This window comes from Pseudomonas sp. A-R-19 (assembly GCF_019956575.1).
GTDB lineage: Bacteria > Pseudomonadota > Gammaproteobacteria > Pseudomonadales > Pseudomonadaceae > Aquipseudomonas.
In genome coordinates this window covers 1-15,296 of record NZ_JAHBDR010000031.1, presented here as the reverse complement: position 1 = coordinate 15,296, position 15,296 = coordinate 1, and the positions used below count along the sequence as shown (strand labels likewise).

The window sequence follows — 15,296 nt, the reverse complement described above, 5'->3', positions numbered from 1 at the left end:
GCCTGCTCGCGAGGGTCGTTAACGATAACGCGTGTAACCTGGATAAACGCGGCGCTCTGGAATCCATCGCCAGCAAGCCGGCTCCTACAGAGGGTCGCGTTGAACCTGTAGGAGCTGGCTTGCCAGCGATGGTCGTTAACGATGACGCGTGTAACCTGGATAAACGCGGCGCACTGGAGCCCATCGCCAGCAAGCCGGCTCCTACAGAGGGTCGCGTTGAACCTGTAGGAGCTGGCTTGCCAGCGATGGTCGTTAACGATGACGCGTGTAACCTGGATAAACGCGGCGCACTGGAGCCCATCGCCAGCAAGCCGGCTCCTACAGGGGATCGCGTTGGAGCTGGAGGAGGTGGCTTGCTGGCGAATCGATTACCCGAGCGACGCCACGCTGTTGAGCAGTGTCTTGACCAATTGCGCCTGGCGGGTGGCGCCGGTCTTGGCGAACACGCCGCGCAGATGGGCGCGCACCGTGTTGCGAGAAACCCCGAGTGCATGGGCTGTTTCATCGAGGGTTTGCCCGTCCATGACGAGCATGGCCACTTCCGTTTCTGTCGGCGTCAGCTGGAACAGGCTACGCAGCAGGTTGCGCGATGCCTGGGGTGAGTCCGCCGGGTCGCGGATGAACACCACTACGGCTGGCCGTCGCGCGCCGTTGCGGGCTTGATAGCTCATGGGGATGGGCCGCAGCAGTAGATTGAGTGGCATCTCGCCGCTTGGCCGGGTCAGGGCCAACACCTCGATGTCATCGAGACCACGCTGGCGTTGTTTCAACACTGCCTGGATGGCTTGCTGCACACTGCGGTTCTGCTGGCTGGTGAAGGCACAAAGCTTGTCGTGCCGGCATTCCAGGCCGTCACGACTGTCGAACAGTCGCTGGGCGGCGCGGTTGCAGCGCATCATTCGACCGTCTTCGTCGAGGATCGCCGTGCCCACCATCAGACGGTCAATGGTCGCGGCATAGAGTTGGCGTTCGGAGTCCAGTTGCTCTACCGCCGAATGCAGGTCCACCGCTTGTTGCAGGTGCGGCAAAAGCAGACGAATCAGGGCAATTTCTGCTGTATCGAAGTCTCGGCTGGCGTGGTTGCGGCAAGCGAACAAGGCGCAGTGCATGCCCGTGGGCGTGTGCATGTTGGCGACCAGAACATGGCGCAGATCCAGTGGTTGCAGATAGTTACGGTAGAAGTCGTGGGCGAGCCAGGCATCGCTGCCGAGTACCTGATCGGCACTGGCCACCTGGTCCACAGGCCAGTCGATGAAGGGGCAGATTGCGTAGTACTGCTCGCTGTAGAACGGCTCACCAGGCAGCTGGGGCCCATGAATCGAAGCATTGACGATCAGCCCTGGCCGTTCATGGTCGGGGTTGCGCAGCACCAGGGTGAAGAAGCTGGCCTCGAAACGCTGGCGCAGGTTTTCCAGCAGGCCGGACCAGGGTGTGGACTCCAGGGGGCCTTGATAGACCAGGGCGAGCAGGCTGCTGAGCTCTGAAGAGGGAATGTCGGTATTTGGAGGAAGGTCCTTGCAGACCGGAAAAGGGAGGGTCATGTATGCGCCTCACTACTGCTTGTTTTTGTCATTCGAGTATTGATCGCGTCCCTGGCGGGAAAATCGTCCGTTTGGCTTAGGCAGCTTGCCGGGCTATGTGATAGAGGCAGCGCTACACCGTTACATGCCGGTATAGCGCTGTGCTCATTGGCTTTACAGTGCCAGCAGCGCCTCGACGATACGTTCGGCGGCAACCTCGGCCGACTCATTCTGGGTATCGATATGGATGTCCGGCGCTACGGGCGGCTCATAGGGCGAGTCGATCCCGGTGAAGTTTTTCAACTCACCGCGCCGGGCTTTCTGGTACAGCCCCTTGGGATCGCGCTGTTCGGCCAGGGCCAGCGGCGCATCGACGAAAATTTCAAGGAAATTACCGTCTCCCGCCAGGCGCCGTGCCATCTCGCGCTCGGCACGGAAAGGCGAGATGAACGACACCAGGGTGATCAGACCGGCATCGAGCATCAGCTTCGCCACTTCCGAGACCCGGCGGATGTTCTCCACCCGGTCGGCTTCAGTGAAACCCAGGTCGCGATTCAAGCCATGGCGAACATTGTCGCCATCGAGCAGGTAAGTGTGCCGGCCGAGGGTATGCAGCTTGCGTTCCACCAGGTTGGCGATGGTCGACTTGCCTGCGCCGGATAATCCGGTGAACCACAGGATTCGCGGTGACTGCCCCTTGAGCGTCGCATGGGCTTCGCGGTTCACGTCGATGGCCTGCCAGTGCACGTTCTGCGCGCGACGCAAGGCAAAGTGCAGCATGCCGGCGCCGACCGTGCGGTTGCTCAAACGATCGATAATGATGAAGCCACCCGTATCGCGGTTGTCGGCGTAAGCATCGAAGGCGATCGGCCGGTCCAGGTGCAGGTTGCACACGCCGATACCGTTCAGCTCCAGGGTTTTCGCAGCCAGGTGTTCCAGACTGTTCACGTCAACCCGGTGCTTGAGGTTGGCGCAGCTCATGCTGACGGTCCGGCAGCCGATCTTCATCAGGTAAGGCCGCCCGGGCAGCATCGGCTCTTCGTCCATCCACACCAGCGTCGCTTCAAACTGGTCGGCAACGGCCGGCGGAGCATCGGCCAGCGCAATCAAGTCGCCGCGGCTGATATCGATTTCGTCCTTGAGGGTCAGGGTGACGGCCTGGCCGCAAACGGCTTGCTGCTGTTGCCCGGCGCTGCCGAGGATTGCAGTGACTTCACTCTGCTGTCCCGAGGGCAGCACGCGGATACGATCACCGACGCTGACGCTGCCGGCCGCGACATTGCCGCAATAACCACGAAAATCGAGGTTCGGCCGATTCACCCATTGTACGGGCAGGCGGAACGCGGCCGAGACTTGTCGAGCCTGCTCAAGGGGGACGTTTTCCAGATGCTGGAGCAAGGTCGGCCCCTGGTACCAGGGTGTATTCGGGCTGGCTTCAAGCATGTTGTCGCCACGTAGCGCAGAGAGCGGGATGCACTGGATGTCATGCAAGCCAATCTGCGTGGCGAACGCGCGATAATCCGCTTCGATGCGTTCGAACACCGCCTGGGAATAGTCCACCAGGTCCAGCTTGTTGATGGCGACCACGACCTTGCGGATGCCCAGCAGGGACACCAGGTAACTGTGTCGACGGGTCTGGGTGAGTATGCCCTGGCGGGCATCGATGAGGATCACCGCGAGGTCGGCAGTCGAGGCGCCAGTGACCATGTTGCGCGTGTATTGCTCGTGGCCGGGGGTGTCGGCGACGATGAACTTGCGCTTGTCGGTGGCGAAGAAACGGTAGGCCACATCGATGGTGATGCCTTGCTCGCGCTCAGCGCTCAAGCCATCGACCAACAGGGCGAAATCCAGTTCGTCACCCTGGGTGCCGAGTTTTTTCGAGTCGGCTTCCAGTTGACCCAACTGGTCCTCGAACAGCACCTTGGACTCATAGAGCAGGCGGCCAATCAGGGTGCTTTTGCCATCGTCGACACTGCCACAGGTAATGAAACGCAGCAGCTGCTTGTTCTGTTGCTGTTGCAGATAGGGCGTCAGTTCGTCATTGAAGGTTTCGTTCAGCGCGCTCATCAGAAATACCCCTCTTGCTTCTTTTTCTCCATGGAACCGGCCGAATCGCTGTCGATCAGTCGACCCTGGCGTTCAGAGGTACGGCTGACCAGCATTTCGCCAATGATCGCCGGCAGGTTGTCGGCGTCGCTGTCGATGGCGCCGGTCAGCGGGTAACAGCCGAGCGTGCGGAAACGCACCTTGCGCATTTGCGGGGTTTCGCCCGGCTTGAGCGGCAGTCGCTCGTCGTCGACCATGATCAGCGTGCCGTCGCGCTGCACGACAGGCCGCTCCTTGGCGAAATACAGCGGCACGATGGGGATCTGTTCGAGGTAGATGTACTGCCAGATATCCAGCTCGGTCCAGTTCGACAAGGGGAATACCCGCAGGCTTTCGCCCTTGCGCTTGCGGGTGTTGTACAAGCGCCAAAGCTCGGGACGCTGTTGCTTGGGGTCCCAGCGATGCTGTTCGGAGCGCAGGGAGAACATGCGTTCCTTGGCCCGCGACTTCTCTTCGTCACGGCGGGCACCGCCGAAAGCCGCGTCGAAACCATAGTGGTCCAGGGCCTGCTTCAGACCTTGGGTCTTCCACACGTCGGTGTGCAGGGCCGAGCCGTGGGTAAAAGGATCGATGGCCTTTTCCACGCCCTCGGGATTGATATGCACCAGCAATTCCAGGCCCAGGCGTGCAGCGGTCTGGTCGCGGAAAGCGATCATTTCGCGAAACTTCCAGGTGGTGTCCACGTGCAGCAAGGGGAAGGGCGGTTTGCCTGGAGCGAAGGCTTTCATCGCCAGGTGCAGCATGACGGCGCTGTCCTTGCCGATGGAGTAAAGCATCACCGGGTTTTCACATTCGGCGACCACTTCGCGGATGATCTGGATGCTTTCCGCTTCCAGCCATTGCAGATGAGTCAACATCGGATACCTCCTCGAGTTCTGCCGGGTTGGGCTCCGGCTGGACGTCACGGTAGGTAAAGCGCAACTGGCGCTTCTTCGTCTGCTCGGACGAAGAGGGCGACAGCGGCTGAAGGTCACGCGACGGACGCGTAAAGCGACTCGGCACGGACCTTGAGGGCCAGGGCAACGGCGTCGAAGCCCTGTTGCACCCAGGGGCCATGGTTGGCCATGACCTGGTCAGCGGTCGCGCCAAGGAACTGGTCGGTGGTGTGGTAGCGGCAACTGTTCGCGCCGGTGCGTTCGATCAGTTGCTCGCGCCGGGCAGCGTCGGGATTGTCGGCGTTGGCGTACATCTCCCAGGCGAGTAACCGGTGGGGCTCGAAGTCCGCCAGGTACTCGATCACGTGCAGCAGCTCACCTGGCCGGCGAGGATCGGGCAGGAACAGATTGACCGCTTCGCCCAATTGCAGGCTCGACTCGACCTTGACGGTGTACGGGTTCCACTGCGGATAACAGGCAAGGTCGATCAGTATCGACCAGACAAGTTCGGCCGGGGCGGCGATGTCCACGGTCACTGAACGGACCAGGTTTTTCTCTGCGGTCATGGGTAACTCCTCTGAGGATGACTGCGCGCCGCGAACAGCGGCGCGAACAAGCCTTGGGCTCAGGCGCGATCCTCGCCGCTCAGGGTCAGACCGATCCTCGTCCAGGCGGACTAGGCGGGCACTTAGTCCGCTCGGACGAAGAACCGGCAAGCGGGTACTCCCTAAGGTCACTGGCAGCGGCGGGATGTCCGCCGACAGAGGAGAGCGACATGGTTACAGACAGGATCGATCAGGAGGTTCTCAGCGGTGAGAGCTGGAACCTCTTTTGCGAGCAGTTGCGCCGCAGTGGCGAGCAGATACTGCGCCGCGAAGCGCCGGCCGATGCGCAGACCCGTGCCGAAGGCTTTCGCTATCTCACCCGGTTACTGCGGATTGCCCTGGAAATGCACCTGGAATTTGCCGATCCGGACTTCCCGGGCTTCATCACCCCGTCCCATGAAACGGCGAAAATTGGCGCTGACAACCCCGACAATTTGTATAGCTATGCACGCCTGAACGGCGAGCATGAGTACCGGGTCAGCGGTCACCGTGGCAGCGTTGCCTACCTCAGTTTCGGCTCCCAGAAAGGGGGTTACGAGACGGATGGCAAGATGATCCAGACCGGTTTCCTCGATGCCGGGCTACTGGCGCTGGATGCCGAGGGCAACTTCGAAATCATCCTCAGCCAGCGCCCGCCGGCCCAAGGCAACTGGCTGCGACTGGAGCCGCAAAGCAATGCCCTGATCGTGCGCCAGACGTTTCTCGACCGCAGCACCGAGCAACCGGCACAACTGCGAATAGAGCGCCTGAATGCCGGGCAGACACCCGAACCGCTGACTGCGCCGCGCTTGCAGCAAAGCCTGCAAAGGGTGGGCAGTTTCGTCGAGAACACCGCCCGATTGTTTGCCGATTGGGCCCAGGGTTACCAGGCGCACCCCAATCAACTCCCGGCCGCCGACCAGGCGCTGTGCCAGTCGGTGGGGGGCGACCCGAACATCTTCTATTACCACTCCTACTGGGCCCTGGCCGCAGACGAGGCATTGCTGATCGAGGTTGATCAGGTGCCCGACTGCGACTTCTGGAATGTGCAGATCAACAACTACTGGATGGAGTCGCTCGACTACCGCTACCACCGCATCTGCCTGAACAAGCACTCGGCGCGCCTGGACGCCGATGGCCGCTTGCGCATGGTGCTCTGCGGCTTTGATCCCGGCCTGGAAAATTGGCTGGAAACCGCCAGCCATCCCCATGGCACCCTCTGCCTGCGCTGGGTGGGGGCAAAGCATCCCGTGCACCCGACCACTCGCGTAGTCAAACGCAATGAGTTGAAGGAGCTTGTGCGATGAGCGCCAATGATTTCGCCCTTGATGCCTTGCTGGCCGAAGCCAGCGCCCGTGCTGGGGGAATCGACGATTTCGGTCCCGGCGATTTTCGCCAGGGTCTGCTGGTACTGGCTGACGCCCTGAACAATGAAGCGAGCCTGTCGGCCCCCGGGCGGGGCCTGTTGCGCGAAAAACTGCTGGGGCAACTGGTCAACCGCCTGGTCATGGAGGATCACCTTCGGCGTCACCCGGAAATCCTCGATCAACCCATTGATGACCCGTTGGTGATCGTCGGCCTGCCGCGCACCGGCACCACGCTGCTGCAGCGCACGCTGGCGGTGGACCCGCAGTTCAGCAAGGCACAGTGGTGGGAAACCCGTTACCCCGCACCCTTGCCCGGTGAAACACTGGAGCAGCCCGTCAAGCGCATCGCCCGGGCACACGCCGAAGTCGCGGGAATGATCGAGTTCCTCCCGCAGCTGCTGGCCATCCACCCGTTGGACGCCGAGCAGCCCGATGAGGAGTTCATGCTCATGGAACACTCGTTCCTGTGCGCCATGGATTCCTACGTCAATGTGCCGAGCTATACCGCCTGGCTTGACGCCCAGGATCAGACCCAGGTGTATCAGTACCTCAAGCGAACCCTGCAGTTCCTGCAATGGCAGCAGGCTCGTCGTGGCATCGAGCCTGGCCGTCGCTGGTTGCTCAAAAGCCCGCAGCATCTGCATACCCTGGAGCTGCTGTTCGAGGTTTTTCCAAAAGCGCAGGTTGTCCTCACCCACCGCGAACCCGCCAAGACCATTCCTTCGCTGGCCAGCTTTATCCATACCCTCTGGTTGCTCTACAGCGACAAGGTCGATGCCGAGGCCGTAGGCGAGCAGTGGAACCGCCGTATGGCCCGTGCATTGCGCCATGCGATGGCGGTCCGCGAGCGTATGCCCAAGGAGCGCTTCCTTGATGTGCACTTCGAAGACACCGTGGCCGAGCCACAGGCTGTGGTCGACAGGATCTATCAATTTGCCGGCCTCGAATTGACGCCGCAGACCCGATCGGCCATGGGGCAATGGTTGCAGGCAAACGGCCGTGAAAAACGTGCGGTTCATCACTACAGTCCCGGCCAGTTCGGCCTCAGTGAAGCGATATTGCAACGCGACTATGCCGAGTATCGAGCCCGGCATATCCAGGCCTGAAACCTTCGCAGTTCATAACAATAAGAGGAGTTTCCCCATGCTGTTGAAAGACAAGGTCGTGATGGTCTCGGGTGTCGGCCCCGGGCTGGGTATCAAGTTGGCATTGGAAGCGGCGCGCGAAGGTGCGCGTGCCGTTGCCATCGGGGCGCGTGACAAGGGGCGCCTGCTGGAGGCACAACAACGTATCCTGGCGCTGACCGACACCTGCGAGGTGTTGTGCGTCCCCACGGACATTACCGATGTCGATGCCTGCAACCACTTCGCCGCAACCACCCTCGAACAATTCGGACGCATCGATGCGCTGATCAACAGCGCCTTCTCCCATGGTGGCTTCCAGGCCGTGGAGGAGGGCGACAACGCCCCCTTGCGCGAGGCCCTGGAAGTCAATCTGCTGGGCTCGTTGAACATGAGCCGCGCCGTGCTGGGGCCAATGCGCACCCAGGGCGCCGGCGCCATTGTCATGATCAATACCCTGGGCGTGCGCAAGCCCTATCAGGGCGGTGCCGCCTATGCCGCATCGAAAAGCGCATTGGCTGCAACAGTGCGCTATCTGGCGAGCGAGCAGGCGGTGCATGGCCTGCGGGTCAACGGCCTGGCGTGCGGCTGGATGTGGGGCGAACCGGTCCAGGCGCTGGTACGCCAGACCGCCGCCGCACGGGGCGTCAGTGAAAAACAGGTGCGTGCCGAATTCAGTGCCGGGATTCCGGGCGGGCGCATGCGCACCGATGACGAGTGCGCGCGGGCGGCGCTGTTCCTGGCATCGGACTACGCCAGTGCAATCAACGGTGCGCAACTGGATGCCAACGGCGGCGAAGTGATGCACTGAGGAACCTGACAGATGATTGATCACTGCGCTTTTAACGGCGATGCGGATGGCCTCTGTGCCCTGCAACAATTGCGTCTGGCCGGCGAACTGGAGCGCGAGGTGCGCTTGATCAGTGGGGTCAAGCGCGACATCGAACTGCTCAGCCGGGTCACGGCCGCTCATGGAGAGCGAGTCACTGTGCTGGACGTGGCCCACGAACAGAACCGCGAGCAGACGCAGCGTTTGCTCGACGCCGGTGCCAGGGTGCGTTACTTCGATCACCACTATGCCGGTGAACTGCCGCGACATCCGGCCTTCGAGTCATTTATCGACACCGCGGCCCACGTCTGCACCAGCATCCTGGTCGACAACTACCTCGCCGGACGCGAGCACCGCTGGGCGGTGGTCGCCGCGTTTGGCGATGGCCTGGCCGGTCCGGCGCGTACGTTGGCCGAACGGCACGGGTTGAACGCTGATGAAGTGGTGGCGCTGGAAGAGCTGGGCCAGTTGTTGAACTACAACGCCTACGGCGACAGCCTCGAGGACCTGCATTTCGATCCGTTGGCACTCGCCGGCGAACTGTTGCCTTACCGCAATCCAGTCGACTTCGTCCGCGACAGCTCCAGCTTCACGATCCTCAGAGAGGGGCATGCCGCGGACATGGCGGCCGCCGCAGACCTGACGCCATGGTGCGAGGGCCACGGCGCGCGGCTCTATCGCTTGCCGGCGCAACCATGGGCGCGCCGGGTCAGCGGGGTGCTGGCCAATCAACTGGCCGCTCAGGCTCCGCGACAGGCCATTGGCCTGCTCAGTGCCAGGGGCGATGGTGATTGGACGTTCAGCTTGCGTGTACCTGAAGGCGCTGAGCTGACGGCAGATGCGTTCTGCCGTCAGTTCGCTACGGGGGGAGGACGCAAGCGTGCGGCCGGGATCAACCGGTTGGCTGAGGCGGATCTGGCTGCGTTTGCAGATCGCTTGCTCGTGAGTTATCCGTGCAGAACTTGCTGAGAGCATCTTCTGGAGGGGTTTTACACCTGTTTCACGCAAACGCCCGATGCACCGCATTGGGCGTTTTGCATTTTAGCGATAGAAAAGAAATCGGGCGAACAGGGCACAGAGAGCGCTATTCAGATGTACGGAGTATTAGCCGGTGCCAGAGTACTTAAAGTTAAATCAACTAAATAGACGTTTAGTTGAGTTGTAACTAGAACGCAGATGTAATGTGTAGGGCAGCGAGGCACTTTCAGCTGAAAACAGCCAACCAAATCGTGTGCCCACCACAGGCCGGGTCTTCTGTAATTTGCTCAATGACGGTGAAACCATGGGTATTGAGCAATGCAGTGTACTCATCGTGATCCAGGCTGGCGTGATACAGCGTCTCACCCTCGAAAGTCCCCAACGCAATGCCGTGTGCGGGTCCGCTGGTAAACATCAGTGCCGCGCCAGGTTGGGCATGGGCCTGGAATATCGGAAACATTCGACGCTGATCCTCAGGCGTCAGATGAAAGAAACTGTCCCACGCCAGAATGCCTGCGTAACGTTGATCGAGCGCCAACTGACGCATATCGGCAATGCGCCAATCGTGCTGCGGGAAACGTTGCCGACACAAGCTGATCATTGCGCTGGATGAATCGATGCCGCATACAGCGTGTCCCACGCTGATCAGGTAACGCGCCATCGGTTCGGCGCAACCACAGCCAATGTCGAGAACCTGGCCATCGTCGGCAGGCATGGCCTGGCGAAAACGATCCAGCCATGATTGCTCGACGAGATGACGGGAACGAACTCGATCCCATGTGTGAGAGTGACGCTGGTAGAGATCGATGACCTGATGGGCTGCTTCATGCATGGAGAGAATCCTGGGGGGTGCGTTCCAGAGAGAACGCCTGGGTTTGAAATGTACGCGGGAGACGGCCTGAATGGAATATATGATACTACGCATAATGTATATTATGTTAAATCATGTATTAAGTCAGATAGGCTCAGCTCAAGGATTTGTAGTTTCCGCGCTATCGAGCACTTTGTAGATCTCGGCAACGACCTGCATCGTTGCGTCTTCGATCGTTCCTTCGTTACGGCACAAAACCCAGTCGTGATCTGCCATCGCTCGCTCGAACGCCTGGGTACACGCGATCTGTTCTTCCAGGTTATGGATCACGGTACTGCCCAACCCACGGGATCGTGCCGCTGCCCTTGCCCATGAAATATCAGGGTCGGTGACAACTCCCACATGCAGATCCGGCACTTGCACGCCTCGATCAATGTTCAACCGTAGAATCTCTGCAAACGGGATCATCCGGCGAAACGCAGCATCTGATGGGTACCAACGATCCATCAGGATAATGCTGCCCGGTGGCTGTTCCGGCAGCACGTGCCGGGAAATCCACCTACGGCTATCAGCAAAGCGCTCACAAACCTCCAACTCCAGATCCCTGTCGGGATTTCTGGCGAGTTCGTTAACGAGAGCCATTGTTTTCCCCCTGTAGGGATCGCTATTTCTCTCGCAAAGCCGGATTACTTTCTTGTTGTCTGCCCTCAGTGCCTTCGTGACGGCTTCCAGCAGTGTGGTTTTTCCGGTGCCCTTGGGCCCATCCAGAGAAACAAACCAAGGACGGTTCATTCTTCAAATGACGATTGATGGACGGTTTTTCCATGACTCAAATCGTGCAGTGGCATCTTTTTTCCGGAGCTTGTGAACAGGTATTGATGAGCATTCTAACCTGCGCTCCGGCTAACGAGCCGCAAAATCCAGGGTTACGGCAACCTCGGACAATCGCCTGCCCTCAGGCGTCCAAACCGAACGGGTCGTCTACGGAATGGCTCGGCTGGGTAAACCAGCGCGGGCCAGTGGCGGTCATGTAGAAATGATCTTCCAGGCGAATGCCGAACTCGCCCGGCACACAAATCATCGGCTCATTGGAGAAGCACATGCCCTCGGCCAGCGGCGTCTGGTCACCACGCACCAGGTAGGGCCCTTCGTGAATGTCCAGGCCTATGCCATGCCCGGTGCGGTGCGGCAGTCCGGGTAACTGGTAGTCCGGGCCGAGACCGGCGGCTTCCAGGCCTAGCCGTGCGGCGGCATCCACCACCTGGCAGGGTTCGCCCAGGCGGGCGGCGTCGAAGGCGGCCAGTTGGGCGGCCTTTTCCAGGTTCCACATGACGCGCTGGCGGTCGCTCGGGGTGCCGAACACGTAACTGCGAGTGATATCCGACTGGTAGCCGTGGAGCAGGCAGCCCGTGTCGATCAGCACCATGTCGCCGTCCTTGAGCACCTGCGCGTGCTTCACCCCATGGGGGAAGGCGCTGGCTTCGCCGAACAGCACAATGCAGAAGGTCGAACCTGGCGCGCCGACCTTGCAGTGCGCCTCGCGGATGAACTCGGCAACCTCGGTGGTGCTGATGCCTGCTCGCAGGATGCTGGCGGCAGCCTTGTGCACTTGCAGGGTCATGTCTTTGGCGCGCTGCATCAGCGCCAATTCTGTAGCGGACTTGTGATAGCGACACAGGTTTGTCACGCAAGAAGCGTCTACGAACTCGTAGCCCGATCCGAGGCGGCGGATGGCGTCGAACATGAAGAACGCCAGGGACGGGCACAGCCCCACTACTGCGTCGGCGGCGATGTCCATTCCAGCGAGCATGTCGAGCAGCAGGCGGTAGGGACTCTCGTGCTCATGCCAACCATGGATGACCCCATCCACCTCGCGCAAGTCGCGGATGGTGCCCTCTTCGAAGGCCGGGGCGATATAGGCCAGCGGGCCGTTGGCGGGAAGTACGGCGCCGACCATGCGTTCGCTCGGGCTCCACTTCACCCCGGTGAAGTAGTACAGGTTGCTGCCAGCGTTCAGGTAGAGGGCGGCGATGCCCTGCTCTCGCATCAGGCCCTGGGCCTTGGCAATGCGTGACTGGTATTCGTCGAGGCCGATGGGCTGCATGCCCGCGGTCATCTTCGTCAGGCCGGCCAGCGCCTGTTCCGGAGTTTTGCCACCTACACCCACAGTCATCTCGTTCTCCCGAATTATGTTTCAGTGCTTGAAATTTAAGTCAGGCTTAAATCATCGTCAACGCATATTTTCAGTGACACTTAATTTCAGTGAGGCGAAAAGCCTTTTCTGCAGTGCGCCGCCCGCTATACTGGCGCCTTTCAGAATACGAGCCACGCCAATGACCGTAGAACAGATCGGGGAACGGTTGCGCCGCCACCGCCGCGCCGCCAACAAGACCCTGAACCAAGTCGCCACTGAAACAGGTCTCACAGCCAGCTTCCTGTCCCAGGCGGAGCGTAACCTCACTGGCGTGTCCATCTCTTCGCTGGCGAGAATCGCAAGTGCCTTGGGCGTTCCGCTCAACACCCTGTTCGACCAGCCCGCCCAGCCGCAGCCCGACTCCCATCAGGGCCAGCGCGTGCGGTACTCCATCGGCAGCCAGCCGCTGGTCTACGAGCGCCTGTCCAGCAACTTCCCCGGCAACCTGATCAACGCGATGAAGATGACCATGGCGGTGGGCTACCAGTCCGAGCTCATCTCCCACGAAGGCGCAGAGTTTACCTATGTGCTCTCCGGGCAAATCGTCTACACCATCGAAGGCCATACCTACCCGCTCGGCCCGGGAGGATCGGTGCATTTCGATTCCACCAAACAGCATTCCATCGCCAACTCTGGCGACGATGTTGCCGAAGTGCTGGTCGTCACCACCATGGGCGGCCTGCTCGACGACCATCCCACGGCCTGACCGCTCGCGCTCAAAAAGTAAGTACCACTGAATTTAAGTTGTATTTAATTTTAGAATCACTTAAGTTTTGCCTCGGCCGGTGGCGGCGCGAGCATCCCTCTCCCCCCCTTCAGCGCTAGCGCCCGAGCCAGGATGTCGGCCTTCGGCTCCCCGTTCGCAAATGACGGGCAGCCTGCATTCCGTAAAGCCGCAGGATCAGGTGCATCCCCCCAGGAATGGACTACCTGATCTGCCGCCCTCAAAAATAACAACAATGAGGTTCGCATGCGCAAAACAACCACGCTCAAGACCATGATTGCCGCAGGCCTGATCTTCGGTTCCGGCTTCACCCACGCCGCCAGCAACCTGGTGTTCTGCTCCGAAGGCAGCCCGGCGGGTTTCGACCCAGGCCAATACACCACGGGAACCGACTTCGACGCCTCAGCCGAAACCGTGTTCAACCGTCTCTCGCAGTTCGAACGTGGCGGCACCAAGGTCATCCCGGGCCTGGCAACCCGCTGGGACGTTGCTCCCGATGGCCTGACCTACACCTTCCACCTGCGGGACGGGGTCAAGTTCCACACCACCGACTACTTCAAGCCGACCCGCGACTTCAACGCCGACGACGTGCTGTTCACCTTCGACCGCATGCTCGACAAGGACATGCCGTTCCGCAAGGCCTACCCCACCGAATTCCCCTACTTCACCGACATGGGGATGAACGAAAACATCACCAAGGTCGAAAAAGTCGACGACCATACCGTCAAGTTCACCCTCAAGGGTGTCGACGCAGCCTTCATCCAGAACCTGGCCATGAGCTTCGCCTCGATCCAGTCGGCCGAATACGCCGACCAGTTGCTCAAGGAAGGCAAGGCCCAGGACATCAACCAAAAGCCGATCGGCACTGGCCCGTTCGTGTTCAGCAAGTACCAGAAAGACGCCCAGATTCGCTACAAGGGCAACAAGGATTACTGGAAGCCTGAAGACGTGAAGATCGACAATCTGATCTTCGCCATCACCACCGACGCCTCGGTGCGCATGCAAAAGCTGAAAAAGAACGAATGCCAGATCACCTCCTTCCCGCGCCCGGCCGATATCAAGCCGCTGCAGGAAGACAAGCAGCTCAAGATGCCTAGTCAACCAGGCTTCAACCTTGGCTATATCGCCTACAACTTCACCCACAAACCGTTCGACAAGCTCGAAGTACGCCAGGCGCTGGACATGGCGGTAAACAAGAAAGCCATCATCGAAGCCGTTTACCAGGGCGCCGGCCAGTTGGCCGTCAACGGCCTGCCGCCGACCCAGTGGTCCTACGACGAGACCATCAAGGACGCCGCCTACAACCCGGAGAAGGCCAAGGAGTTGCTGAAGGCTGCAGGCGTGAAAGAAGGCACGCAAATCACCCTCTGGGCCATGCCGGTGCAGCGCCCCTACAATCCCAACGCCAGGCTGATGGCTGAAATGCTCCAGGCCGACTGGGCCAAAATCGGCATCAAGGCCAACATCGTCAGCTACGAATGGGGCGAGTACATCAAGCGCGCCCACGCCGGCGAGCACGACGCCATGCTGATCGGCTTCACTGGCGACAACGGTGACCCGGACAACTGGCTGGGCACCCTCTACAGCTGCAACGCCGTCAACGGCAACAACTTCTCCAAGTGGTGCGATGCTGGCTACGACAAACTGGTGAACGCCGCCGAGGCCACGGCCGATGTGGAACAGCGCACCGCGCTGTACAAAGAAGCGCAACATGTCCTCAAAGCGCAGGTGCCGATGACCCCGATCGCCCACTCCACGGTGTACCAGCCGATGCGCGCCAGTGTGAAGGACTTCCAGATCAGCCCCTTCGGACTCAGCAGCTTCTACGGCGTCTCCAACGAACAGTGAGCGACAGGGGCCGGCCAAGCCGGCCCCTTCGCCTTCCTCGAGCCGGCGCCAGACCGGCGAGGACTGTCTCACCCGCCACAACGAAAAAAACCAGGTACCACACCGGGAAACGTCGAGCCGGAGCCTTTACCTGCGCGGCGTGAACTGCTGTGAACGGTCAGCGCGCTGTCCGCCATTACAAAAACAATAAGGAGTGATAAGCCCAAATGCTGAGTTTTATTGCCCGCCGACTGGGGTTACTGATCCCCACGTTTTTCGGCATCACCTTGCTGACATTCGCGTTGATTCGCATGATCCCTGGCGACCCCGTGGAAGTCATGATGGGCGAACGCAGAGTCG

At 60.5% G+C, this 15,296-nt stretch carries 13 protein-coding genes and 1 pseudogene; 7 read left to right on the top strand and 7 right to left on the bottom strand.

All coding sequences use genetic code 11. The features are described from left to right. Window positions 1-368: 368 nt before the first annotated feature. From KGA88_RS02550 to KGA88_RS02535, 4 genes are all read right to left on the bottom strand, one after another. On the bottom strand, window positions 369-1,541 hold the full coding sequence (locus KGA88_RS02550) for a helix-turn-helix transcriptional regulator (protein ID WP_223588706.1): 1,173 nt from the start codon (window positions 1,539-1,541) through the stop codon (window positions 369-371). 153 nt (window positions 1,542-1,694) lie between these two features. Beyond that, a complete protein-coding gene (gene cysN, locus KGA88_RS02545) occupies window positions 1,695-3,587 on the bottom strand; it encodes a sulfate adenylyltransferase subunit CysN (protein WP_223588704.1) in 1,893 nt (630 codons plus the stop codon). Next, window positions 3,587-4,531 carry a sulfate adenylyltransferase subunit CysD gene (gene cysD, locus KGA88_RS02540; protein WP_223588702.1) on the bottom strand — a complete coding sequence of 315 codons (945 nt, stop codon included), beginning with the start codon at window positions 4,529-4,531 and terminating at the stop codon, window positions 3,587-3,589. Before cysD ends, cysN begins: the two co-directional genes overlap by 1 nt. A gap of 65 nt (window positions 4,532-4,596) precedes the next feature. Next, on the bottom strand, window positions 4,597-5,067 hold the full coding sequence (locus KGA88_RS02535; RefSeq protein WP_223588700.1) for an SRPBCC domain-containing protein: 471 nt from the start codon (window positions 5,065-5,067) through the stop codon (window positions 4,597-4,599). Window positions 5,068-5,276: 209 nt separating this feature from the next. Here KGA88_RS02535 and KGA88_RS02530 point away from each other — a divergent pair, with 209 nt between their 5' ends. The 4 genes from KGA88_RS02530 to KGA88_RS02515 are packed head-to-tail and all read left to right on the top strand — an operon-like array spanning window position 5,277 to window position 9,371. Then, window positions 5,277-6,392 (top strand): hypothetical protein, encoded by a 1,116-nt coding sequence (locus KGA88_RS02530; protein WP_223588698.1) that lies wholly within the window; start codon window positions 5,277-5,279, stop codon window positions 6,390-6,392. Continuing rightward, a complete protein-coding gene (locus tag KGA88_RS02525) occupies window positions 6,389-7,558 on the top strand; it encodes a sulfotransferase family protein (RefSeq protein ID WP_223588695.1) in 1,170 nt (389 codons plus the stop codon). The genes KGA88_RS02530 and KGA88_RS02525 overlap by 4 nt, the downstream gene beginning before the upstream one ends. A gap of 37 nt (window positions 7,559-7,595) precedes the next feature. Beyond that, window positions 7,596-8,384 (top strand): SDR family oxidoreductase, encoded by a 789-nt coding sequence (locus KGA88_RS02520; RefSeq protein WP_223588691.1) that lies wholly within the window; start codon window positions 7,596-7,598, stop codon window positions 8,382-8,384. A 12-nt stretch (window positions 8,385-8,396) separates the two neighbouring features. Beyond that, complete coding sequence (locus KGA88_RS02515; protein WP_223588689.1) at window positions 8,397-9,371, top strand: DHH family phosphoesterase; 975 nt, start codon at window positions 8,397-8,399, stop codon at window positions 9,369-9,371. A gap of 235 nt (window positions 9,372-9,606) precedes the next feature. Here the strand turns inward: KGA88_RS02515 and KGA88_RS02510 are convergent, their stop codons facing one another. The 3 genes from KGA88_RS02510 to KGA88_RS02500 form a co-directional block, all read right to left on the bottom strand. After that, the gene (locus KGA88_RS02510) at window positions 9,607-10,212 is read right to left on the bottom strand and encodes a class I SAM-dependent DNA methyltransferase (RefSeq protein ID WP_223588687.1); all 606 of its coding nucleotides are present in this window, start codon (window positions 10,210-10,212) and stop codon (window positions 9,607-9,609) included. Between the two features lie 138 nt (window positions 10,213-10,350). Beyond that, window positions 10,351-10,983 (bottom strand): dTMP kinase, encoded by a 633-nt coding sequence (locus KGA88_RS02505; protein WP_223588685.1) that lies wholly within the window; start codon window positions 10,981-10,983, stop codon window positions 10,351-10,353. 163 nt (window positions 10,984-11,146) lie between these two features. Then, window positions 11,147-12,364: a M24 family metallopeptidase gene (locus KGA88_RS02500; protein ID WP_223588682.1), complete on the bottom strand. Its 1,218-nt coding sequence runs from the start codon at window positions 12,362-12,364 to the stop codon at window positions 11,147-11,149. Between the two features lie 160 nt (window positions 12,365-12,524). Here KGA88_RS02500 and KGA88_RS02495 point away from each other — a divergent pair, with 160 nt between their 5' ends. From KGA88_RS02495 to KGA88_RS02485, 3 genes and pseudogenes are all read left to right on the top strand, one after another. Further along, window positions 12,525-13,091, top strand: coding sequence for a helix-turn-helix domain-containing protein (locus KGA88_RS02495; protein WP_110660713.1), 567 nt, complete (start codon window positions 12,525-12,527; stop codon window positions 13,089-13,091). A 264-nt stretch (window positions 13,092-13,355) separates the two neighbouring features. After that, window positions 13,356-14,957, top strand: coding sequence for an ABC transporter substrate-binding protein (locus KGA88_RS02490; RefSeq protein WP_110660714.1), 1,602 nt, complete (start codon window positions 13,356-13,358; stop codon window positions 14,955-14,957). A gap of 206 nt (window positions 14,958-15,163) precedes the next feature. After that, window positions 15,164-15,296, top strand: a pseudogene (locus KGA88_RS02485) (peptide ABC transporter permease); the annotation flags it as partial.

Excerpts from the sequence above, each read along its gene's own strand:
- KGA88_RS02550 (WP_223588706.1), bottom strand. The coding sequence starts at position 1,541 with ATGACCCTCCCTTTTCCGGTCTGCAAGGACCTTCCTCCAAATACCGAC.
- cysN (WP_223588704.1), bottom strand. The coding sequence starts at position 3,587 with ATGAGCGCGCTGAACGAAACCTTCAATGACGAACTGACGCCCTATCTG.
- KGA88_RS02535 (WP_223588700.1), bottom strand. The coding sequence starts at position 5,067 with ATGACCGCAGAGAAAAACCTGGTCCGTTCAGTGACCGTGGACATCGCC.
- KGA88_RS02530 (WP_223588698.1), top strand. The coding sequence starts at position 5,277 with ATGGTTACAGACAGGATCGATCAGGAGGTTCTCAGCGGTGAGAGCTGG.
- KGA88_RS02525 (WP_223588695.1), top strand. The coding sequence starts at position 6,389 with ATGAGCGCCAATGATTTCGCCCTTGATGCCTTGCTGGCCGAAGCCAGC.
- KGA88_RS02520 (WP_223588691.1), top strand. The coding sequence starts at position 7,596 with ATGCTGTTGAAAGACAAGGTCGTGATGGTCTCGGGTGTCGGCCCCGGG.
- KGA88_RS02515 (WP_223588689.1), top strand. The coding sequence starts at position 8,397 with ATGATTGATCACTGCGCTTTTAACGGCGATGCGGATGGCCTCTGTGCC.
- KGA88_RS02510 (WP_223588687.1), bottom strand. The coding sequence starts at position 10,212 with ATGCATGAAGCAGCCCATCAGGTCATCGATCTCTACCAGCGTCACTCT.
- KGA88_RS02505 (WP_223588685.1), bottom strand. The coding sequence starts at position 10,983 with ATGAACCGTCCTTGGTTTGTTTCTCTGGATGGGCCCAAGGGCACCGGA.
- KGA88_RS02500 (WP_223588682.1), bottom strand. The coding sequence starts at position 12,364 with ATGACTGTGGGTGTAGGTGGCAAAACTCCGGAACAGGCGCTGGCCGGC.
- KGA88_RS02495 (WP_110660713.1), top strand. The coding sequence starts at position 12,525 with ATGACCGTAGAACAGATCGGGGAACGGTTGCGCCGCCACCGCCGCGCC.
- KGA88_RS02490 (WP_110660714.1), top strand. The coding sequence starts at position 13,356 with ATGCGCAAAACAACCACGCTCAAGACCATGATTGCCGCAGGCCTGATC.